16 protein-coding genes are annotated in these 20633 nt (G+C 73.7%); 11 read left to right on the top strand and 5 right to left on the bottom strand.

From position 1 onward, the window contains the following. The first annotated feature begins 2 nt into the window (after positions 1-2). Complete coding sequence (locus ACUXPL_RS10175) at positions 3-1859, top strand: acetyl/propionyl/methylcrotonyl-CoA carboxylase subunit alpha (RefSeq protein WP_454183659.1); 1857 nt, start codon at positions 3-5, stop codon at positions 1857-1859. 171 nt (positions 1860-2030) lie between these two features. Then, complete coding sequence (locus tag ACUXPL_RS10170; protein ID WP_454183657.1) at positions 2031-3476, top strand: MFS transporter; 1446 nt, start codon at positions 2031-2033, stop codon at positions 3474-3476. A 122-nt stretch (positions 3477-3598) separates the two neighbouring features. Here ACUXPL_RS10170 and ACUXPL_RS10165 read toward each other — a convergent pair whose 3' ends face one another. Continuing rightward, a complete protein-coding gene (locus ACUXPL_RS10165) occupies positions 3599-5029 on the bottom strand; it encodes an NAD(P)H-quinone dehydrogenase (protein ID WP_454183655.1) in 1431 nt (476 codons plus the stop codon). Between the two features lie 73 nt (positions 5030-5102). Here ACUXPL_RS10165 and ACUXPL_RS10160 point away from each other — a divergent pair, with 73 nt between their 5' ends. The 6 genes from ACUXPL_RS10160 to ACUXPL_RS10135 all read left to right on the top strand — a co-directional run bounded on the left by ACUXPL_RS10160 (position 5103) and on the right by ACUXPL_RS10135 (position 10836). Then, the gene (locus ACUXPL_RS10160; protein WP_454183653.1) at positions 5103-5948 is read left to right on the top strand and encodes a purine-nucleoside phosphorylase; all 846 of its coding nucleotides are present in this window, start codon (positions 5103-5105) and stop codon (positions 5946-5948) included. Next, positions 5948-7678, top strand: coding sequence for a phospho-sugar mutase (locus ACUXPL_RS10155; protein ID WP_454183651.1), 1731 nt, complete (start codon positions 5948-5950; stop codon positions 7676-7678). The genes ACUXPL_RS10160 and ACUXPL_RS10155 overlap by 1 nt, the downstream gene beginning before the upstream one ends. Before the next feature lie 20 nt (positions 7679-7698). Further along, positions 7699-8388 carry a deoxyribose-phosphate aldolase gene (gene deoC, locus ACUXPL_RS10150; protein WP_101962495.1) on the top strand — a complete coding sequence of 230 codons (690 nt, stop codon included), beginning with the start codon at positions 7699-7701 and terminating at the stop codon, positions 8386-8388. Positions 8389-8446: 58 nt separating this feature from the next. After that, positions 8447-8752, top strand: a complete 306-nt coding sequence (locus ACUXPL_RS10145; RefSeq protein ID WP_454183649.1) for a hypothetical protein — start codon at positions 8447-8449, stop codon at positions 8750-8752. Between the two features lie 78 nt (positions 8753-8830). After that, positions 8831-9898: an acyltransferase family protein gene (locus tag ACUXPL_RS10140; RefSeq protein ID WP_454183647.1), complete on the top strand. Its 1068-nt coding sequence runs from the start codon at positions 8831-8833 to the stop codon at positions 9896-9898. Continuing rightward, a complete protein-coding gene (locus ACUXPL_RS10135; RefSeq protein ID WP_454183645.1) occupies positions 9895-10836 on the top strand; it encodes an arsenate-mycothiol transferase ArsC in 942 nt (313 codons plus the stop codon). The genes ACUXPL_RS10140 and ACUXPL_RS10135 overlap by 4 nt, the downstream gene beginning before the upstream one ends. Positions 10837-10846: 10 nt before the next feature. Here ACUXPL_RS10135 and ACUXPL_RS10130 read toward each other — a convergent pair whose 3' ends face one another. After that, positions 10847-12181 (bottom strand): O-antigen ligase family protein, encoded by a 1335-nt coding sequence (locus ACUXPL_RS10130; protein ID WP_454183643.1) that lies wholly within the window; start codon positions 12179-12181, stop codon positions 10847-10849. A gap of 126 nt (positions 12182-12307) precedes the next feature. On the opposite strand from ACUXPL_RS10130, the gene ACUXPL_RS10125 reads away from it, so the two are divergent. Further along, the gene (locus tag ACUXPL_RS10125; RefSeq protein ID WP_454183641.1) at positions 12308-13699 is read left to right on the top strand and encodes a polysaccharide biosynthesis tyrosine autokinase; all 1392 of its coding nucleotides are present in this window, start codon (positions 12308-12310) and stop codon (positions 13697-13699) included. A 109-nt stretch (positions 13700-13808) separates the two neighbouring features. Here the strand turns inward: ACUXPL_RS10125 and ACUXPL_RS10120 are convergent, their stop codons facing one another. After that, positions 13809-14369, bottom strand: coding sequence for a hypothetical protein (locus ACUXPL_RS10120; protein ID WP_454183639.1), 561 nt, complete (start codon positions 14367-14369; stop codon positions 13809-13811). A 308-nt stretch (positions 14370-14677) separates the two neighbouring features. Between ACUXPL_RS10120 and ACUXPL_RS10115 the strand changes: the two genes are divergently transcribed. Further along, positions 14678-15565: a nucleotidyltransferase family protein gene (locus tag ACUXPL_RS10115; RefSeq protein ID WP_454183637.1), complete on the top strand. Its 888-nt coding sequence runs from the start codon at positions 14678-14680 to the stop codon at positions 15563-15565. Further along, a complete protein-coding gene (locus tag ACUXPL_RS10110) occupies positions 15555-15887 on the top strand; it encodes a PqqD family protein (protein ID WP_454183635.1) in 333 nt (110 codons plus the stop codon). The genes ACUXPL_RS10115 and ACUXPL_RS10110 overlap by 11 nt, the downstream gene beginning before the upstream one ends. Positions 15888-15893: 6 nt before the next feature. On the opposite strand, the gene mfd is transcribed toward ACUXPL_RS10110, so the two are convergent. Together mfd and ACUXPL_RS10100 are read right to left on the bottom strand one after the other, a co-directional pair. Further along, positions 15894-19550 carry a transcription-repair coupling factor gene (gene mfd, locus ACUXPL_RS10105; protein ID WP_454183633.1) on the bottom strand — a complete coding sequence of 1219 codons (3657 nt, stop codon included), beginning with the start codon at positions 19548-19550 and terminating at the stop codon, positions 15894-15896. After that, positions 19547-20611: a MauE/DoxX family redox-associated membrane protein gene (locus ACUXPL_RS10100; protein WP_454183631.1), complete on the bottom strand. Its 1065-nt coding sequence runs from the start codon at positions 20609-20611 to the stop codon at positions 19547-19549. Before ACUXPL_RS10100 ends, mfd begins: the two co-directional genes overlap by 4 nt. Between the last annotated feature and the right edge of the window lie 22 nt (positions 20612-20633).

Here is a 20633-nt window from a genome sequence, read left to right as displayed (position 1 = left end):
CCATGAGCATCGCCGACGCACCGCAGGCCTCGGTCGTCCCGCCCGTCGACCCCGCGGCGGAGCGCCGGTTCTCCCGGGTGCTGATCGCCAACCGCGGCGAGATCGCCGTGCGCATCATCCGGGCCTGCCAGGACGAGGGGCTGACCTCCGTGGCCGTCTACGCCGAGCCGGACCGGGACGCCCTGCACGTGACGCTCGCGGACGAGGCCGTGGCCCTCGGCGGGGAGACCGCTGCCGACTCCTATCTGGTGATCGGCAAGATCCTCGACGCCGCCGAGCGCGCGGGCGCGGACGCCGTGCACCCCGGCTACGGCTTCCTCTCCGAGAACGCGGACTTCGCGCGCGCCGTGGCCGACGCCGGCCTCGTGTGGATCGGCCCGCCCGCCGAGGCGATCGACCGGCTGGGCGACAAGGTCTCGGCCCGCCAGCTGGCCACCAAGGTCGGCGCCCCGCTGGCGCCGGGCACCACCTCCCCCGTGACCGGCACGGAGGAGGTCGTCGCGTTCGCGGACGAGTTCGGCCTGCCGGTGGCCATCAAGGCGGCCTACGGCGGCGGCGGCCGCGGCATCAAGGTGGCCCGCACGCGCGAGGAGATCCCCGAGTTCTACGAGTCCGCGGTCCGTGAGGCCGTGGCCGCGTTCGGCCGGGGCGAGTGCTTCGTGGAGCGCTTCCTGGACAAGCCGCGCCACGTGGAGACGCAGTGCCTGGCGGACGTGCACGGCGACGTCGTCGTGATCTCCACCCGCGACTGCTCGTTGCAGCGCCGCAACCAGAAGCTCGTGGAGGAGGCCCCGGCGCCGTTCCTCACGGACGAGCAGAACGCCCGCCTCGTGGAGTCCTCCAAGGCGATCCTGCAGGAGGCCGGCTACGTCGGCGCGGGCACGTGCGAGTTCCTCGTGGGCCAGGACGGCACCATCTCCTTCCTCGAGGTGAACACGCGCCTGCAGGTGGAGCACCCGGTCTCCGAGGAGATCACCGGCATCGACCTCGTGCGCGAGCAGTTCCGCCTGGCCCGCGGCGAGGCCCTCGGCTACACGGACCCGCAGCCCCGCGGCCACTCGATCGAGTTCCGCCTCAACGGCGAGGACCCGGGCCGCAACTTCCTGCCCGCCCCCGGCCGGCTCACCACGTTCCGCATGCCCAGCGGCCCGGGCGTGCGCGTGGACTCCGGCGTGGTGGAGGGCGAGACCGTGTCCGGGGCCTTCGACTCCATGGCCGCCAAGCTGATCGTCACCGGCGCGGACCGCCGCCAGGCCCTGCAGCGTGCCGCCCGCGCCCTGCGCGAGGCCGAGATCGTCGGCATGCCCTCGGTGCTGCCCTTCCACCGCGCCGTGGTGCGCGACCCCGCCTTCGCGCCCGAGATCGCCGGCTCGGAGGAGCCGTTCTCGGTGCACACCCGGTGGATCGAGACGGAGTTCGCGAACCACATCGAGCCGAGCGCCCTCACCCCGGCCGAGCCGGCCCCCCGCGAGGCGCGCCACACCGTGACCGTGGAGGTCAACGGCAAGCGCGTGGACGTCACCCTGCCCACGTGGGGCGAGGCCCTGCACACGATCTCCGGCGCCGCCCAGCGGGCCGGTGCGGGACGACGCCGGCCCCGCGGCAAGCGCGGCGCACCGGTGGCCGCGGCCGTCAGCACGGACGCGCTGACCGCCCCGATGCAGGGCACCGTGGTGAAGGTCGCCGCCGAGAACGGCCAGACCGTGGCCGAGGGCGACCTGATCGTGGTCGTGGAGGCCATGAAGATGGAGCAGCCGCTCGCGGCCCACCGCGCGGGCGTCGTCAGCGGGCTCGAGGTCGAGCCGGGTCAGACGGTCACGGCCGGCACGGTGATCGCCACCATCGCCGACGCGGAGTGAGCCGCCGGCGACGACGGCGGGGAGCGCCGGCGTCGTGGGCTGGTTCCACATGGTGGACGACGGGGACATGACTCTCGCGGATCGGTGCGACGAGGCTTAACCTGACACGCATCTTCGTCTCACATCGTGGTCGCTCGCGACCCCCTGTGCCCGTCATACCAGGGAGACACCATGTCCCACTCCACCCCGCCCGCGAACCCGGACGCCCCCACCGCCACCACCGATCTCACATCGGACGCGGTCGCCGCCGCGGAGGAGGTGCCCCGCTCGCGGGTCATCATCGCCTCCCTCGTGGGCACGTCGATCGAGTTCTACGACTTCTACATCTACGCCACGGCCGCCGTCTCGGTCTTCCCGCTGATCTTCTTCGCGGGCGGCGACGACAACACGGCCCTGCTGGCCTCCATGGCCACCTTCGGCGCGGCGTTCGTCGCCCGGCCGCTGGGCGCCGTCGTCTTCGGCCACCTCGGCGATCGCGTGGGCCGCAAGACCACGCTCATCGGCTCGCTGCTGACCATGGGCATCGCCACGTTCCTCATCGGCCTGCTGCCCACGTACTTCCAGATCGGCCTGTGGGCGCCGGCCATGCTGACGCTGCTGCGCTTCTTCCAGGGTCTGGGGCTCGGCGGCGAGTGGTCCGGCGCCGCCCTGCTGGCCACGGAGTACGCGAAGGACGGCAAGCGCGCGCAGGCGGCCATGTGGCCGCAGCTCGGCGCGCCGATCGGCTTCCTGCTGGCCAACGGCCTGTTCCTCGCGCTCGTGCTCGGCTTCGACCACGACTCCACGAGCCCGGTGCTCGACGGCCCGTTCCTCACGTGGGTGTGGCGCGTGCCGTTCCTGCTCTCGATCGTGATGGTGGCCGTGGGCCTCTACGTCCGCGTCAAGCTCGAGGAGACCCCGGTCTTCCAGCGCGCCCTCGACCGCGACCAGCGCGTGAAGGCGCCGCTGGGCGAGGTGTTCCGCCGCAACTGGTGGGAGCTGATCCTGGGCACCTTCGTCATGTACGCCACCTACGTGCTCTTCTACCTGATGACCACGTGGATCCTCTCCTACGCGATCGGCAAGCCGGCCAACGGCTTCCTGGGTGTCCCCTACGCCGAGTTCCTCGTGCTGCAGCTGGTCGGCATCCTGTTCTTCGCGGCGTTCGTGCCGGTCTCCGGCCTGCTGGCGGACCGCTTCGGCCGCCGCCCCACCCTGATCGTGATCTCGGTGCTCATGGTGCTGTTCGGCCTCTCGTTCGGCCTGTGGCTCTCGCCGGAGAACATGGGCGTGGGCGCGGAGCTGAACGTGCCGCTGATGCTGGCGTTCCTGGCCACGGGCATGACGCTCATGGGCCTGACCTTCGGGCCGATGTCCGCGGTGCTGCCTGAGCTGTTCCCCACGAACACGCGCTACACCGGCTCCGGCATCGCGTACAACGTGTCCTCGATCCTCGGCGCGGCGCTGACCCCGTTCATCGCCGCCTGGCTGGTGCAGAAGTTCGACGTCTCCTACGTCGGCTACTACCTGGCCGCCGCCTCGGCGATCACCGTCATCGCGCTGGCGCTCTCCCCCGAGACCCGGCACGCGGACCTCGACACCGTCACCTCGGCCCGGGAGCGCCGCGCCGCGCGCTGACCCCGGCCGGCCCCCGGCGCTCCCCCCGCGCCCCCGCCCGCACTGTCGAACGTGACATCGGGGGAATGGACGCTTTCGGTCGTGAGATAGGCCCTGTCTCACGACCGAAAGTCGTCTCTGGGTCAGATGCGCACGTGCAGGCGGCGTGCCGCCTCCGCGATCGACCCGGACATGGATGGGTACACGGTGAAGGTGTCCGCGAGGTCGTCCACGTGCAGCTTGTGCGTGACCGCGAGCGCGAGCGCGTAGATCAGCTCGGAGGCGCGCGGCGAGACCACCACGCCGCCGATCACGGTGCCGGAGCCCTGACGGGCGAAGATCTTCACGAACCCCTCCTCCGCGCCGGACATCTTGGCGCGGGGGTTGGTGTGGAAGTCCAGGCGCAGCACGTCCGCCTGGTACTGGCCGGAGTCCACCTGCGCCTGCGTGACGCCCACGGTGGCGATCTCCGGCGAGGTGAAGATGTTCGAGGCCAGCAGGTGCGGGCGCAGCGGCTTGAGGGCGTCGCCGAGCAGGTGGGCGACGGCGATGCGCCCCTGCATGGCCGCCACCGAGGCGAGGGCGAGCTTGCCCGTGCAGTCGCCCGCCGCGTAGATGCTCGGCACGGACGTGCGGGAGACGCCGTCCACGATCACGTGGCCGGAGTCGGCCAGCTTCACGCCCACGTCGTCGAGGCCGAGGCCCGCCGTGTTCGGCACGCCGCCGACGGCGACGAGGGCGTGGGAGCCCTCGATCGACGGGGTGTCCTCGGCGCCCTCGCCGGAGAGGTGCACGCGCACGCCGGTCTCGGTCCGCTCGACGGCCTCGGCGCGGGAGCGGGAGACCACCCTGAGGCCGTTGTCCTCGAAGACCTTCTCGAGCAGCTCGGCGGCGTCGGCGTCCTCCCCGGGGAGCACGCGGTCACGCGAGGAGACGAGGGTGACCTTGGCGCCGAGGCGGTTGTAGGCCGAGGCGAACTCGGCGCCGGTGACGCCGGAGCCCACGACGATCAGGTGCTCGGGAAGCTCCTTGAGGTTGTAGACCTGCTTCCAGTTGAAGATCCGCTCGCCGTCCGGGACGGCGGTGGGCAGCTCGCGGGGGCTCGCGCCGACGGCCACGAGGATCGCGTCCGAGGTGATGATCTCGGGCTCGGCGCCGGCGTCGGCGTCGTCGAGGGCGCGGACGGACACCTCGTGGGGGCCGACGACGCGGCCCACGCCGTCGATCACCCGGACGCCGACCCGCTCGAGGCCCGCGCGGATGTCCGAGGACTGCTCGTGGGCCAGGTTCAGGATGCGGCGGCCGACCTGGCCCATGTCCGCGTGGACGTCGGCCCCGCCGAGGTCGACGTCCAGGTCCACGGAGGCGCCCACGCGGCGCATCGAGTCGGCGGCGGCGATCAGCGTCTTGGAGGGGACCACATCCGTGAGGACGGCCGCGCCGCCCAACCCCTGGCGCTCGACCAGGGTCACGCGGGCGCCCAGCTTCGCGGCCACCATGGCGGCCTCGTAGCCGCCGGGGCCGCCGCCGATGATGGTCAGGGACGGGATGAAGGTGCTGTTTTCCTCGGTCACGGGCTCCATTGTGTCCGCCGCGGACGGGAAAGTCCTAGCCTGCGCCCACGGGACACCGCCTAGACTCCACGACGTGACCGACCAGACCAGCATCCCCTCCCCCGACTCCCCCCTGAGCGGCGACCATCCGGGCTTCGCCGAGGCCCGCGCGGCCGCCGACACCATCGCCCGGGCGACGGGTGTGGCGGAGCACCGCGTCGCCGTCGTCCTCGGCTCCGGCTGGGGCGAGGCCGCCGGCCTGATCGGCGACGAGGTCGCCGCCGTGCCGCTGGCCGAGGTGCCCGGCTTCCACGCCCCGAAGGTGCCCGGTCACAACGGGGTGATCCGCTCGGTCCGGCTGCCGGACGGCACGCACGCCCTCGTCTTCGGCTCGCGCACGCACTTCTACGAGTCCCGCGACGCCCAGGCCGTGGCGCACACCGTCCGCACCGCCGCTGCCGCCGGGGCGCGCACCGTGGTGCTGACCAACGGCTGCGGCGGCCTGGACCCGGAGATCGCCCCGGGCACCCCCGTCCTGATCGCGGACCACATCAACCTCACCGGCGCCACCCCGCTCGCCGGCGCCACGTTCGTGGACCTGACCGACCTCTACTCCCCGCGGCTGCGCGCGATCGCCCGCGAGGTGGACCCGTCCCTGCGCGAGGGCGTGTACGTCCAGTTCGCCGGCCCGCAGTACGAGACCCCCGCCGAGGTGCGGATGGCGCGCACCCTCGGCGGCGATCTCGTCGGCATGTCCACGGCGCTGGACGCGATCGCGGCTCGTCACGCCGGGCTGGAGGTGTTCGGCATCTCGCTGGTGACCAACCTCGGCGCCGGCATCTCGGAGACGCCGCTGTCCCACGCCGAGGTCGTCGAGGCCGGTCAGGCCGCCGGCCCGCGTATCGCGCGCCTGCTCGCGGACATCGTGGGGCGGCTCTGATGTCCGCGCATCCCCCGCATGACGACGTCGCCGCGCTCCCGGAGGACGTCCTCGGCCGGGCTGAGCGGTGGGCGGCGGAGGACCCCGATCCCGCGCACCGGGACACCCTGCGCGCCGAGCTCGACGCGGCCGCCGGCGTCGGCCCGGAGGCCGCGGCCGCCCGGGCGGTGCTCGCCGCCCGCTTCGCCGGGCCGCTCGCCTTCGGCACCGCCGGCCTGCGCGCCGAGGAGGGCCCGGGCGAGTCCCGCATGAACCGGCTCGTGGTGCGCCGCACCGCGGCGGGTCTGGCCGCCCACCTGTGGGACGGTGTCGGACGGGACGCGGCCCCGCCGCTGGCCGTCGTCGGGTACGACGCGCGGCGCGGCTCGGCCGCCTTCGCCGCGGACACGGCCGCCGTCCTGACGGCCGCGGGCGTGCAGACCGTCCTGCTGCCGGACCCGCTGCCGACGCCGGTGCTCGCCTTCGCGGTGCGCCATCTCAGCGCGGACGCGGGCGTGATGGTCACGGCCAGCCACAACCCGCCCGCGGACAACGGCTACAAGGTCTACCTCGGCGGGCGGCTCACGGACGAGGCGGGTCGGGGGGCGCAGATCGTCTCCCCCGCGGACGCGGAGATCGCCGCCCGCATCGACCACGCGGCGTGGGCCGCGGACATCCCGCTCGCCGACGACGGCTGGACCGTGGCCGGGCCGGACCTGCTGGAGGCCTACCGCGCGGCGGCCCTCGGCGTGCTCGACGACGACCGGCACGGCCACCGCGACCTGCGCGTGGTCTACACGCCCCTGCACGGGGTGGGCGGCGCCGTGGTCCCGGGCCTGCTCGAGGACGCCGGCTTCGGCCCCGTCCACGTGGTGGCCGAGCAGGCCGACCCGGACCCGGCCTTCCCCACGGTCACGTTCCCCAACCCGGAGGAGCCGGGGGCGATGGACCTCGCCCTCGCCCTGGCCGCCGAGGTGGACGCGGACCTGGTGATCGCCAACGACCCCGACGCCGACCGCCTGGCCCTGGCCGCGCCCGTCACCGACGCGGACGGCGTCCGCACGTGGCGGATGCTCTCGGGCGACGCCGTCGGGACGCTGCTGGGCGCGCACGCGATGCCGGCCCTGCACGCGGCGGGCCGCAGCGCCGCGAACTCCGTGGTCTCCTCCCCGCAGCTGGCCGCCCTGGCGGAGGCGAACGGGGTGACGCACCACGTCACGCTGACCGGCTTCAAGTGGATCTCCCGCGCCCCGGACCTCGGCTTCGGCTACGAGGAGGCCCTCGGCTACTGCGTGGACCCGGACATGGTGCGGGACAAGGACGGCATCACGGCCGCCCTCATGGCCGCGGAGCTGGCCGCCGCCCTCGCGGCGCAGGGACGCGGCCTGACGGACGCCCTGGCCGACGTCGACGCGGTCACCGGCGCCATGCCCAGCGCCCAGGTCTCGGTCCGCGTGGCGGACCTGTCCCTGATCGCCCGCACCATGACGGCCCTGCGTCAGCAGGCGCCGGCCACGCTCGCGGGCGAGCCGGTCACCGTGCGCCGGGACCTGGCCGCCGGCGGGGACGGGCTGCCGCCCACGGACGCGCTGCTGTTCGCCACCGACTCCGGCACCCGCGTGCTCGTGCGCCCCTCCGGCACCGAGCCGAAGCTCAAGTGCTACCTCGGCACCAGGGACGCCGACCCGGCCGCGGCCGCCGAGCGGCTCGAGGTGCTGCGCGCCGAGGTGACGGCCCTCGTGGGCGGCTGAGCCTCGGTAGGCTGGCGGACATGACCGTCTCCCTCACCACCGCCGAGCTGGCGAAGTACATCGACGCGACCGCCCTGAAGGCCGACACCTCGGAGGCGGACGTGCGCCGCCTCGTGGCCGAGTCCCGCGAGGCCGGGGTCAAGAGCGTGTGCATCAACCCCGTGTGGGTGCCGCTGGTGGCCGCCGAGCTCGCTGGCTCGGACGTGCTGACCTGCACCGTGATCGGCTTCCCCCTCGGCGCCAACGCCTCGGAGGTCAAGGCCTTCGAGGCCCGGCAGGCGATCGAGGCCGGCGCGGACGAGGTGGACATGGTCCTCGACGTCGCCGCGGCCCGTGCCGGGGACCGCGCCCGACTCGTCTCGGACGTCCGCGCCGTGGCCGAGGCCGCGCACGCGGACGGCCCCGCGGGCGACGGCGGGGCGCTGCTCAAGGTGATCGTGGAGACCGCCCTGCTGGACGACGACGCGATCGTCCTGGCCTGCGAGGCCGCGGTCGAGGCCGGGGCGGACTTCGTGAAGACCTCCACGGGCTTCTCCACCGCGGGCGCCACCGTCGAGCACGTCGCGCTGATGCGCCGCACCGTGGGCGAGGGCATCGGCGTGAAGGCCTCCGGCGGGGTGCGCACCCGCGCAGACGCCCTGGCGATGATCGAGGCCGGCGCCACCCGGATCGGGGCCAGCTCCGCGCTTGCTATCCTGGGATCCGACTGACTCGCATCACTTCGGCCGGGCGTCCGCCCCGGCCGGGACCGCACCGAAGGAGCATCACGTGATCCGCAACGGCAAGGCCATCGACCACTCCAACGTGGGCGGCGTCTGGGGTTCCCTGATCGCCTTCATCGTCGCCTTCGGCGCGTTCCTCGGCTGCCTCTACGCCATGGGGTTCTGGTCGCTCGAGTCGGTCTGGGTCCCCGGCCTGATCGCGCTGGCCCTGGCCACCGTGGCCTTCATGATCCCCAAGGCGTTCCTGGGTCGCAGCGACACCGTGGACACCACCGCCATCCACACCCGTCCCGCCGTCGAGCACGCCGCCACCGGCGCCCACGCCGTCGAGACCGGCGCCGCGCACCGCTGAGCCGTCCCGGAGCCGAGGATCGCTGACACCGGTCGTCCGGCCGCCGCGCGCCGAAGGGCGTCCACCCGCAACACGGGGGTGGACGCCCTTCGGCTTGTCTCCATCGCGGCGGTGGTGCTGGGTCACGCGTACCTGACGGACCTCACCTTCAGCCGGTACCTGGAGATCTGGCGGATGCCGCTGTTCTTCTTCCTCACCGGCTACTTCTGGACGCGTGGCCGCCCCTGGGCCACGGACGTGCGGGGCCGCTTCCGGAGCCTGATGGTGCCGTACCTGGTGTGGGCGGCGCTCATGTCCGTGGCCGCGTTCGCGTGGTTCGCCGACGACCCCGACCTCCTGCGGCGCCTGATGATCACCGGCTGGTACGGGGGCGCGGACCAGGAGCCCCCGTGGTGGGCGTTCTGGTTCATCTCCGTCCTGTTCTTCACCACGGTGCTGCGCCGATTCCTCGAGCGCTTCCCGTCCGCCGTCGCCTGGGCCGTGGGCCTGGCCGGGCTGGCGTGGGCCCACCTCGTGCCGGACTCCGCGATCGCCCGCACGCCGCTGGGCGTCGGGCTGGCCCTGCCGTGCCTGCTGTTCGTCCTCAGCGGCGAGACGTTCCGGCGCCGCGTCCAGCCGCACGTGCGGCGCCATCGGACGCTCATCGGCCTCGGCCTGGTGCTGCTCGGGCTGGTCGCGGTCCGGCTGGGACTGGAGCCGCCCAACATCAAGTTCGGCGGCTTCGGCACGCCGGTGCTCACCCCCGCCGTGGGCGTCCTGATGTCCGCGGGGATGGTGCTCGTGTTCGGTTCCACGGTGGAGGGACTGCTGCGCTCCTTCGCCCGACGCACCGGGACGGGTCAGGCCCTGCGCCGCGCCATCACCGCCCTGGTCCGGACGGGCACGGTGGTGGTGCTGCTGCACGGCTGGGTGCTGATGTGGATCATGCGCCACGGCGTGGAGGACAACGCCGCCAAGTTCGCCCTCGCGCTCGCCCTCAGCTGGCTGGCAGGCCTCGCCCTGCTCGCCACCCCCCTGTCCAAGCCGTTCACGGGGGCGCGCCGCCGTTGGCACCCGGTGCACCGCCTGCGACGCGTGGAGCCCCCGCACCCCGTCACGTCCGCGCTGCCGCGCGTCACGACCGCCTCGGAGAGGACACACCCATGAGCAGGGATCATCGCCCCCCGATCCGCAATCCGTTCCTGCCGCCGGCGCCGGAGGAGCCCGAGGTGCCCGCCCGCGACGGCGGCCACCCGACGGGTGACGGCGGTGGCGCCGGCGCCCCGGCGGCCCCCACGGCGCGGGAGGATCGCCTCGCCGAGTTCCGGCTCGGCCCGGCATTCCGCCCCCACCCGGCCGACCCCGCCGCGCCGCGGCAGCGTGCGACGCCGGCCGAGCGTGCGGTGGCTCCCGTGCCCGCCGCGGCCGCTGAGCCGGCCTCGCCTGCCTCACCGGCCGACCGTGCCCCCGGCCCCCTGCCGAGCGCCCGCGTCCTCGTCGTGTGCACGGGCAACATCTGCCGCTCCTCCTACGTGGAGTACGCGCTGCAGGCGCAGCTCAACGTCCTGCTCGGCGACCGAGCCCGCGCGGAGGTCACGAGCGCGGGCACGGAACCGAACCAGGCGCTGACCGTCCCCGGTCCGCTGCTCGACCTCGCGCCGAGCCGCCGAGTCCGCGCGGCGTTGACGCACCATCGACCGCAGCAGCTGACCGGGCGTTCGCTGGCGGGCCAGGACCTCGTCCTGACCGCGACGGACGACCACCTGGACGAGGTGCTGCGCGAGGACCCCGCGGCGGTGCGCCGGACCTTCACGATCCTCGGCATCGGCACCCTCCTGCGCGACCACGGCGAGGAGCTCGCCGATGCGGTCCCTGCCGGCGCGGGCGTCACCGCGCTCGTGACCGCGCTGGCCGAGCTGCGCTCCCGCCTGATCGTCCACGGGGAGCGGCCGGACGCGGATCTGCCGGACCCGTTCCGCGGCCCCGCCGAGGGCTACGCCGCGATGGCGCAGACCGCGCAGCCGATCGTCGAGCTGCTGGCGTGGGAGATCGCCCGGGCCCTGGACGGAGACCTCGTGGAGGACGAGGAGCCGACGGGCGCCTGACCGGCCGGCCTCAGAGATCGGGGACGGCGTGCCCGCCGGAGGACGGGGCGCGCTGCCCCCGGCGCGCCGCGGCCAGCACCCGACGACGGCGCCGCTCGAGCACCTCGCTCTCGAGCGGGGCGTCCCGCTCGTCCAGCCAGAGGGTCACGCCGGTGGCGACGACGAGCATGCCCGGGATCGTGATGAACACCTCGCCCAGCTGCGTCGCGGTGACGAACACGACGACGGCCGCCGCCTCCACCGCCACGCGCGAGGGGGTGCGCAGCCGGGCGCTGAACAGGCGCAGTCCGAAGAACGCGTAGGCGCCGAGGACGGCGAGGAGGAGCACGACGCCGCCCTCGGTGTAGAGGCCCGCATAGGAGTTGTGGTAGTGCCACGTGGCACCGCCGAAGTCCACGTACGCCGTGGTGAGGCCCCGGCCGTACCACGGTGTCTCCGCGACGCGCACGGCCGTCTCGGCCTGGATGTTCGAGCGCAGCCAGTCCGTGCCGGTGCGGTCCGCGAAGACGGCGATGCGGGCCAGGTTCTCCTCGGCGAACGCGACCGCCCAGGCGAGGACCGCCAGCAGGACCAGGCGCAGACCCGCCGCCAGCCGCGGCGTCAGCCAGAGCCACACGACGGCGCAGGCGAAGCCCGCCATGGAGGTGCGGGAGCCCGTGAGGACGACGCACACCGCGGCGGCGACGAGCAGGATCAGCTTCCACCGCCGCGTCCGCACCAGGGCGAGCGCCAGGACCGGCAGGGCCGCGTAGTAGAGGCCGGCCACGTTCTTGTCCGCGAGGACGCCGGTCAGGAAACTGCCGTAGGGCGCGGGGACGAGGCCGGCGTAGAAGAGGGGCACGTTCAGGGCCAGGGCGGCGCCGAGCCCGACGGCCAGCGAGCGCAGGCTGAGCCGGCCGCCGGCGATGCAGCCGACGAGCCCGACGAGGGCCGCCATCCGCACCCACCGGCGCAGCCACTCCAGGTCCGGGATGCCCTGGGACACGGAGACGATCGCGAGGAACAGCAGCACGGCGGCGGCGAGCACGGCGGTCAGCCCGAGGGCGGAGACATCGCGGCGGGACCGTCGGCACAGCGCCAGGGCCAGCAGCAGGAGCATGCCCGCCTCGTTCAGCGGGAGCGCCACGGGGCCGAGGGGGACGCCGAACGCCTCCATGGCCAGCAGGGCACCGAGCAGCAGTTCGGGGATGCGCAGGGGCTCGCGGGGGACCGCGGCGTCCTGGTCGGCCGACCACGCGGACGTACCGCGGGCGGCGGCGCGGGCGCGCCTCTCCCGCTCCGCCTGCAGGGCCACGTAGCGGGGGTCGGAGTGCCGCGGCCCGTGCGCGTCCTGCCCCACCGTCATGACCGCTCCTCCATCGACCTGCCGGGACGCATCTCCGCCCCACGCTCAGCGTAGACGAGTGCAATGGAATGGGCTGTACCGCTTGTTAGAGTGAGCTGAGTCGCTGCCCTTCGATCCTGGGACCCCATGAACGTCATCGATTTCCTCCGTGTGCTGCGCGCGAACCGCCTGGTGATCCTGGGGTGCGCCGCCCTGGGCCTGGCGATGGGCCTCCTCTATTCGCTGCTGCAGCCCACGCTGTACACCGCGACCTCGACCGCGTTCGTCACCGTGGAGGGGGAGGCGAGCATCTCCGGCGCCGAGACCGCCCAGACCCGCGCCCAGTCCTACATCCCGCTGATCAACAGCCGCACGGTCCGTGAGCGGATCGCGGCCGAGGGCTTGGACACCGCCGGCGCGACCATGAGCGCCGCCCTGGTGCCGAACTCGAACCTCATCACGGTGTCCGCCGTGGCCCCCGATGCGCAGCAGGCCGCCGCGCTGGCCAACGGGGCGCTCGTGGCGACCGCCGACGTGGCGAACAAGCTCGATCCGACGTCCAACGTCACGGTCACGGCCTTGGAGGACGCCCTCGCGCCGGCCGCCCCCTCGAGCCCGGACCACGTCCGCCACCTGCTGTACGGCCTGGGCGCAGGCCTCGTCCTCGGCCTGATCGTCGCGTTCCTGCGGCGGCTGCTGGACGTCAATGTGCGGACGACGACGGACGCCCAGGTGGCGGGCGGGGCGGGTCTGCTCGGCGCCATCCCCCTGGATCCCAGCATGAAGGCGGAACGCACGGCACCGAGGGCGCCCCTGTCCCCCCGCGCGTCGGAGGCGGTGCGCCAGCTGCGGACCAATCTGCGGTTCGCGGCGGTGGATGATCCGCCCCGCACCATCGCGTTCACCAGCTCCAACCCCGGCGAGGGCAAGTCGACGGTGATCGGCAACCTGGCCCTGACCGTGGCGGCCGCCGGCCAGCCGGTGATCCTCATCGACGCCGATCTGCGTCGCCCCCGTCAGGCAATGCAGTTCGGCGTCGACGGCCGTGTGGGCCTGTCCGAGGTCCTCAACGGGGACGTCGCCCTCCAGGACGTGCTGATCCCCGTGGGTGAGGACGGGCTGCTCCTCCTGCCGGCCGGCCGCACTCCCCCGAACCCGTCCGAGCAGCTCGGCTCCGAGCGGATGAGGGATCTACTCACCGCCCTCGCCGAGACGCACATGGTGCTCGTGGACGCCCCGCCCGTGCTGCCCGTCACGGACTCCACGCTGCTCGCCGCGGCGGTGGACGGCACCGTCCTGGTGGTCCGCCACGGCAAGACCCGCAAGGAGCACCTCGAGGTGGCCCGGGACATGCTCGCGGGCGTCAACGCCCGCGTGCTCGGCGTCGTGCTCAACGGCACCCCGGCCTCCGGTGTGGGCTCGGACTTCTACGGCGGGGGCTACGGCGCGGACGGCGGCAGCTACGACGTCTACTACCAGGCGCCCCGGGACGCCGCCGACGCCGCGGCCGGGACTACGGGCGACACATCGCGCGGTTGACCACGCGCCGCCCCGTGGCCAGGTTGTCGCATCGACGACGCAGGCCCGGAGGATGCAGAAGGGCCCCGCCTCTGACGAGGCGGGGCCCTTCGAGGTGGTGCTCCGACGATCAGCAGCCCGCCGTGGGCGGGGTGGTCTCGAAGCAGTTGCTGAAATCGACGACGCCGCCGTTGCACAGATCCGCGCCCTCGGGGGCGTCCTTCGGCAGGGCCAGCTGCAGCTTGCCCTTGACGCAGCCGGACTCCTGGGCCGAGTTGCCGGTGTTGTTCACCACGTAGTAATAGGTCTTGGACTCGCCCGGCTGCAGGAGCAGCTCGGGGTCCATGGCGGCCAGTCGCTTGCCTCCCCTGCACGGGCTGGCGGTGTAGAGACGCGCCTCGCCATTCCGGGTGGTGTGGCCCCCGAACACCACGGTCACCGTGCCCGGGTTGACGTACACGGCGGTCGGCGACGTGTTGGTGAAGGTGATGGTGAAGCCGTAGGCCTGCTTGATGCCATCGGGGTGGCCACCGCCCGGGAACTTCTCGGCGGTGCCCGAGGTCACGTCGACACAGCCGGTCGGGGAGGCGGCGGCGAACGGGGCGGCGGCGACGGCGGCGACCGCCGGAACCGACCACGCGATGCCGGCAGTCACCTTGCGGCGGGAGAGGGTGGAGGAGTTCTTCTGCATGGCTTCACTCGTTTCGAGTCGAGGTGTGGCTTTCGCGGCCGAACGGGTCAGGAGTCACGCGAGTGGACGGAGCGCCGCGGCCTTCTCGGGGAGCATCAGCTGTGGGGCTCCTCAGTTGATTCTAAACAGGCTGCACAGCCTAGCGCCAGTCCATTCGCATGTGCCTGAGGGGCGCCCGAGATGCCACCCCCGGAAACAAGCGGATTCCGTGCATCGACTCGCGAATGCACGCGAACTCCACTGAGGGCAAGCTGTGTACCAAGCACGGTCGACGGCGGCCCTCCTGTCGGTGGACTAAGCTCGCGGCCATGGGGGAACCAGCGACGGGACCGCGACCGGCCGCCCCGCCTTCCTTGGACCTCGAGGTCCGCGTCCGCCTCGCCCACGCCCGCATCGCGCATCTGCTGGACCGGGCCGGCATCCGCGGCCTGCACCTCAAGGGCTACGCCACCGAGCCCGGCGTCTACCCCGATCACCGCCGCAGTTCGGACGTGGACCTGCTGGTCCATCCGGCCGATGCCGCCGCCGTCACCGCGCTCCTGCGCTCCCACGGCTGGGAACCGGTCGCCACCTTCTCGGAGGGGTCGATCTTCCAGCACGCGGCCACGCTCTGGCACGACCAGCTGGGGTATGTGGACGTGCATCGGCTCTTCCCCGGCCTCGGCGCGACCCCCGAGGCGGCCTTCGACACCCTGTGGAGCGAGCACATCCACCTCGTGATCGCCGGCCGGCCCGTCCCGGTGCCGAGCCCGCGCCACCAGCGGCTCGTCGTGATCGTCCACGCGGCCCGCGACCCGTTCCGCGGTGGCCTCGACGTCCGGCACATCCGGGAATCCCTCCCCGCCGAGAGCTGGGCCGCCCTGCGCGAGGAAGCCCACCGGCTGGACGCGGGCGCGGCCTGGCACGTCGCCACGGGCGAGGCCGCCGACGGCGTCGACACCCGGCAGCTGGCCCTCTTCGCGGCGCTGCACGAGAGCCAGAGCGGTCTCGAGCTGTTCCGCACCCGGTGGCGGTCGGCCGCCACGGTGCGGGAGCGGGCCGTCCTCGTGGCCCGCACGATCCCGGTGAACCGCCCCCATCTGCAGATGCGCCTGGGCCGGCCGGTCACCCGTGCGGACCTGTGGCGCGAGCAGCGCGCCCGGCTCGGCGCACTCGCCGCATGGGCCTGGACGAGGGCGGTGCGCCGTGACCGTTGAGACCACCGAGGGCTGGGCGCTCGCCCCCGGCATCGCATGGGCCCGCATCGCCGGCGGCCAGGCCGCCGTCATGACGCTCGAGGCCGGTCAGCCGCTGCTGTTGGGCGCCTCGGGCGACGTGGTCTGGGACGTCCTCGTGGGCGGCCGCACCCCGGAGGACGACCTGGTCGCGGATCCGCCGGTGCCGCTGTCGACGACGGACGTGACGGTCCAGGTCGCGGAGGCGTTCGGCCTCGCCCCCGCCGACGTCGCGGCCGACGTCCACGCCTTCCTCGAGATGCTCGAGGCGCACGGCATCCTCGTCCGCGTGCGAACGGCCTGACCCGTCTCAGCCTTCCGGCGCGAAGACCGCGTCGACCACCTGCTGCGCCCACTCGAGCAGCGGGACGTCCACGAGGTCCTGACCCATGACCGGCTTGGTCTTGGGCCGCGGGATGAGGACGCCGTTCAGGGCCGGCTTGACCTGGGCGCCCTTGTACATGCGGGTCAGGCGCATCTGACGGGACTCCGGCAGGTCCGCGGCGGGGCCGAACTTCACGTTCTGCCCCAGCAGCATGACCTCGGTGACGCCCGCGGCCCGCGCCCGGTTGCGGAACCGGGCGACGGCGACGAGCGCCTTCACCGGATCCGGCAGCGGGCCGTAGCGGTCCTTGAGCTCCTCCACCACGGCGTCCACGGCGGCGTCGTCCGCGGCCTGGGCGAGGTTGCGGTACATCTCCAGGCGCAGCCGCTCCCCCGGCACGTAGTCGTGCGGCAGGTGGGCGTTGACCGGCAGCTCCACCTTCACCTCGGCGGGCGCGGTGTCCTCCTCGCCCTTGAAGTCGGCCACGGCCTCGCCCACCATCCGCAGGTAGAGGTCGAAGCCCACGCCGGCGATGTGCCCGGACTGCTCCCCGCCCAGCAGGTTGCCGGCGCCGCGGATCTCGAGGTCCTTCATGGCCAGCTGCATGCCCGCGCCGAGCTCGTTGTGGGTGGCCACGGCCTTGAGCCGTTCGAGGGCCACCTCGCCCAGGGGCTTCTGCGGGTCGTACAGGAAGTACGCGTACGCCCGCTCGCGGCCACGGCCCACGCGGCCGCGCAGCTGGTGCAGCTGCGAGAGGCCGTAGCGGTGGGCGTCCTCCACGATCAGGGTGTTGGCGTTGGCGATGTCCAGGCCGGTCTCGATGATCGTGGTGGAGACGAGCACGTCGAACTTCCGCTCCCAGAAGTCCACCATGATCTGCTCGAGCCGGGCCTCGCTCATCTTGCCGTGGGCGACGGCGATCCGCGCCTCCGGCACCAGCTCGGCGATGCGCTTGGCCACCTTGTCGATGGTGGTGACGCGGTTGTGCACGTAGAACACCTGGCCCTCGCGCATCAGCTCGCGGCGGATGGCGGCGGTGACCTGCTGGTCGGAGTACGGGCCCACCGAGGTGAGCACGGGGTGGCGCTCCTCCGGGGCGGTGGCCAGCGTGGAGGTCTCGCGGATGCCGGTGAGGGACATCTCCAGGGTGCGCGGGATGGGCGTGGCGGACATGGCGAGCACGTCCACGTTGGTGCGCATCTTCTTCAGCGCCTCCTTGTGCTCGACGCCGAAGCGCTGCTCCTCGTCCACGATCACCAGGCCCAGGTCCTTGAACTGCACCTGGTCGGAGAGTAGCCGGTGGGTGCCGATCACCACGTCCACCTCACCGTGGGCGAGCCCCTCGACGACCTCCTTGGACTCCTTGGCGGTCTGGAACCGGGAGAGTGCGGCCACCTTCACGGGGAAGCCGGCGAACCGGTCGGAGAACGTCTGGTGGTGCTGGCGGGCGAGCAGCGTCGTCGGGACGAGCACGGCCACCTGCTTGCCGTCCTGCACCGCCTTGAACGCGGCGCGCACGGCCACCTCGGTCTTGCCGAAGCCGACGTCGCCGGAGACGAGCCGGTCCATGGGGACGGCCGCCTCCATGTCCTTCTTGACGTCCTCGATGGTGGTCAGCTGGTCCGGCGTCTCGATGAACGGGAACGCCTCCTCCAGCTCGCCCTGCCACGGGGTGTCCGGGGCGAACGCGTGGCCGCGCGAGGCCATGCGGGCCGAGTACAGGCGGATGAGCTCGCCGGCGATCTCGCGGGTGGCGCGCTTGGCCTTGGACTTGGTCTGCGCCCAGTCCGAGCCGCCCATCTTGGACAGCGACGGCGTCTCCCCGCCCACGTAGGTGGAGATCAGGTCGAGCTGGTCGGTGGGCACGAACAGCCGGTCGCCGGGGGCGCCGCGCTTCGAGGGCGCGTACTCGAGCACGAGGTACTCGCGGTAGGACTCCTCGGCGCCGGGGGCGGTGCGCGGGCCGCCGGTGACCTTGCGGCGCTGCAGCTCCACGAAGCGGGCGATGCCGTGCTGGGAGTGCACCACGTGGTCACCGGGCTGCAGGGTCAGCGGGTCGACGGCGTTGCGCCGCTTCCGGGCCAGCCGCGCCCCGGGGGCGCGCGTGCCCGCGGTGCGGTGCCGGCCGAAGAGGTCGTGCTCCGTGATCAGGGCGATCTGCGCGTCCGGGATCGTGAAGCCGGAGCCGACGGGCGCCGTCGCGATGGAGACCTGCCCCGGGGCGAGGTCCGCGGGCAGGGGCCCGTCCACCACGGAGGCCGTGAGGCCGGCCTCCGCGTTGAGCTCGGCGAGACGGCGGGCGGAGCCGGGGCCGTCGGTGAGGACCACGGCATGCCACCCCTCCGCAAGCCGGACACGGGTGTGCGCGACCATGGCCTCGATGTCGCCCGAGAAGGTCTGCGGGACGCCGAGGGTGGCGCGCAGGGTGGCGGCGTCGGGCAGCAGCTCGGCGTCCGAGACCAGCGCGGTGACGGACCAGAACCCCTGGTCCTGCTCGAGGGCGGCCGCGCGGAGTTCGGCCACCGTGAGGAAGCCGCCCGCGGCGGACTGGTCCGCCCCGGCCACGTCCACCGGGGCGACCGCTCCCTGTGCGGCGCCGGCCCACGCGGCCTGGAGGAACTCCTCGTTGGTGGCCAGCAGGTCGTCGGCGCGGCCGCGCAGGCGCTCGGGCTCCACGAGGACGGTCAGCGACCCGGTGGGCAGCATGCGGGGCAGCGACGTCATGGCCTCGGCCAGCAGCGGGGAGAGGGACTCCATGCCCTCCACGGCCACACCCTCGGCGATGCGGTCCAGCATGTCCGCGGCGGCGGGCATGGCCGGGATCAGCTCCTTCGCGCGCCGGCGCACGTGGTCCGTGATCAGCAGCTCGCGGCACGGGGGCGCGTACAGCTCGGAGGGGTGGCCCGAGCCGTCCTCCGTGGTGTCCTCGAGGGAGCGCTGGTCCGCCACGGAGAACCAGCGCATCTGCTCCACCTCGTCGCCGAAGAACTCGATGCGCACGGGGTAGTCCTCGGTGGGCGGGAACACGTCGATCAGCCCGCCGCGCACGGCGAACTCGCCGCGACGGCTGACCATGTCCACGCGTGAGTAGGCGGCGTCCGCGAGCGCGGCCACCACGCCGTCGAAGTCCCGCTCCTCCCCCGTCCGCAGGGTCACGGGGCTCAGCTCGCCGAGCCCGGCCACGAGGGGCTGCAGCACGGCGCGCACGGGGGCGACGACGATGCGCAGCGGACCCTCCGCGTGCTCCTCGGGGTGGGCGAGGCGGCGCAGCACGGCCAGACGTGCGCCCACGGTGTCCGAGCGCGGGGACAGGCGCTCGTGGGGCAGCGTCTCCCAGGACGGGAACAGCGCGGCGGCACCGGCGGGGGCCCAGGCGGCCAGGTCGGTCACGAGGTCCTCGGCCTCGCGGGTGGTCGCGGTGACCACGAGGACGGCGGCGCGCTCGCCGTGGCCCTCGGCCAGCGCCTCGGCCAGGACGGTCAGCAGGGGCGCGCGAGCGCCGTCGGGCAGGCCGATCTCCAGTTCGACGCCCCGGGCCTCGAGCGGCCGGGCGGCGGAGGCGGCGGCCGCCTCGAGCGCGCGTTCGGCGCGCAGGCGCGGCAGCAGCGGGGCGAGGACGGGGGTGGTCTCAGGGACGCTCATGCGCGGACCTCCGGGGTGGCGGCGGAGCCGTCCGTGGCGGCGGGCAGTTCGGTGGTCATGATCTCCCGGATCTCTTCGAGGAAGGCGAGGACGTCGTTGGCGCCGCCCACCGGGCCGCCGGCGGTGAGCCGGTCCGTGCCGAGCAGCACCGCGGTGGGGAACGAGTGCAGACCGAGGGCCTGCGAGGCGGCGCCGGCCGGGTCGGCGAGCACGAGCGACGCGTCGACGGCGCCGCTGTGGATCGCCCCCTCGGCGCCGGGGGCGTGCTGGGGCATGAGGACCCGCAGCCGGACCGGCCCGAGCGCGTCCTTGAACTCGTCCAGCCGGTCGATCACCCGCGTACAGGAGCCGCACCCCGTGGACAGGCGCAGGGCCACCACGGCCCCGTCCGCGACCAGCCGGTGCAGACCGGTGTACTCGCCGTCCGCGACCACGACGGCGTCCGGGAACGGGTGGCGTTCGGGCTCGACGCCGTCAGCCGGGTCGACGGCGGCCGGGACCTCGGGCGTGGGCGTCGCCGCGGCGGCGTCGGGTGCGGCCGGGACGGACTCACGCCCGGCCAGGAACGCGGCGGTCGCGAACAGCACGGACACGAGCAGGGCCCACGCCCACGCGCCGGCGCCGAAGGCGGTGAGCGGCTGCCAGGCCAGGCCCGCGCCGTGCACCGCCAGCGAGACGATCCCCTCGGCCAGGGCCAGGACGGCGAGGGCCAGGAAGACGACGTTGCGGACCACGGTGGTGCGGGAGATCGGGGCGGCCGAGGCCTCGCCGAAGCAGCCGCACGAGACGCCGTCGTCCTGGGCCCGGACCACGAGCGCGAGGAAGGCGGCGAAGAGGGCCACGGCCACCAGGCCGACGACGGGACGCAGCAGGGTGAAGGGCTGCAGGAGGGCGGCGGCGAGCAGCAGCTCGAGCCAGGGGAACGCGCGCGCCAGGGCGGGGGCCGCGAACGGGCGGGGCACCCTGAGTCGGGTGAACGTGGCCTGCACGTCCTCGCCGGAACGGAGCTTCGCCGTCCCGCTCAGGAGCAGGATGAGGGCCACGGCCCAGAGTGCCGACATGGCGGACACACCTTCCAGGGGG

The organism is Micrococcus sp. 140720015-1, from assembly GCF_053627595.1.
This window is presented reverse-complemented; position numbering and strand designations above follow the sequence as displayed.

What these genes read in the sequence shown, in the direction of transcription:
- deoC (WP_101962495.1), top strand. Translation starts at nt 7,699, where the DNA reads ATGACCGTCTCCCTCACCACCGCCGAGCTGGCGAAGTACATCGACGCG.
- mfd (WP_454183633.1), bottom strand. Translation starts at nt 19,550, where the DNA reads ATGAGCGTCCCTGAGACCACCCCCGTCCTCGCCCCGCTGCTGCCGCGC.
- ACUXPL_RS10120 (WP_454183639.1), bottom strand. Translation starts at nt 14,369, where the DNA reads ATGCAGAAGAACTCCTCCACCCTCTCCCGCCGCAAGGTGACTGCCGGC.
- ACUXPL_RS10125 (WP_454183641.1), top strand. Translation starts at nt 12,308, where the DNA reads ATGAACGTCATCGATTTCCTCCGTGTGCTGCGCGCGAACCGCCTGGTG.
- ACUXPL_RS10175 (WP_454183659.1), top strand. Translation starts at nt 3, where the DNA reads ATGAGCATCGCCGACGCACCGCAGGCCTCGGTCGTCCCGCCCGTCGAC.
- ACUXPL_RS10170 (WP_454183657.1), top strand. Translation starts at nt 2,031, where the DNA reads ATGTCCCACTCCACCCCGCCCGCGAACCCGGACGCCCCCACCGCCACC.
- ACUXPL_RS10155 (WP_454183651.1), top strand. Translation starts at nt 5,948, where the DNA reads ATGTCCGCGCATCCCCCGCATGACGACGTCGCCGCGCTCCCGGAGGAC.
- ACUXPL_RS10130 (WP_454183643.1), bottom strand. Translation starts at nt 12,181, where the DNA reads ATGACGGTGGGGCAGGACGCGCACGGGCCGCGGCACTCCGACCCCCGC.
- ACUXPL_RS10100 (WP_454183631.1), bottom strand. Translation starts at nt 20,611, where the DNA reads ATGTCGGCACTCTGGGCCGTGGCCCTCATCCTGCTCCTGAGCGGGACG.
- ACUXPL_RS10135 (WP_454183645.1), top strand. Translation starts at nt 9,895, where the DNA reads ATGAGCAGGGATCATCGCCCCCCGATCCGCAATCCGTTCCTGCCGCCG.
- ACUXPL_RS10115 (WP_454183637.1), top strand. Translation starts at nt 14,678, where the DNA reads ATGGGGGAACCAGCGACGGGACCGCGACCGGCCGCCCCGCCTTCCTTG.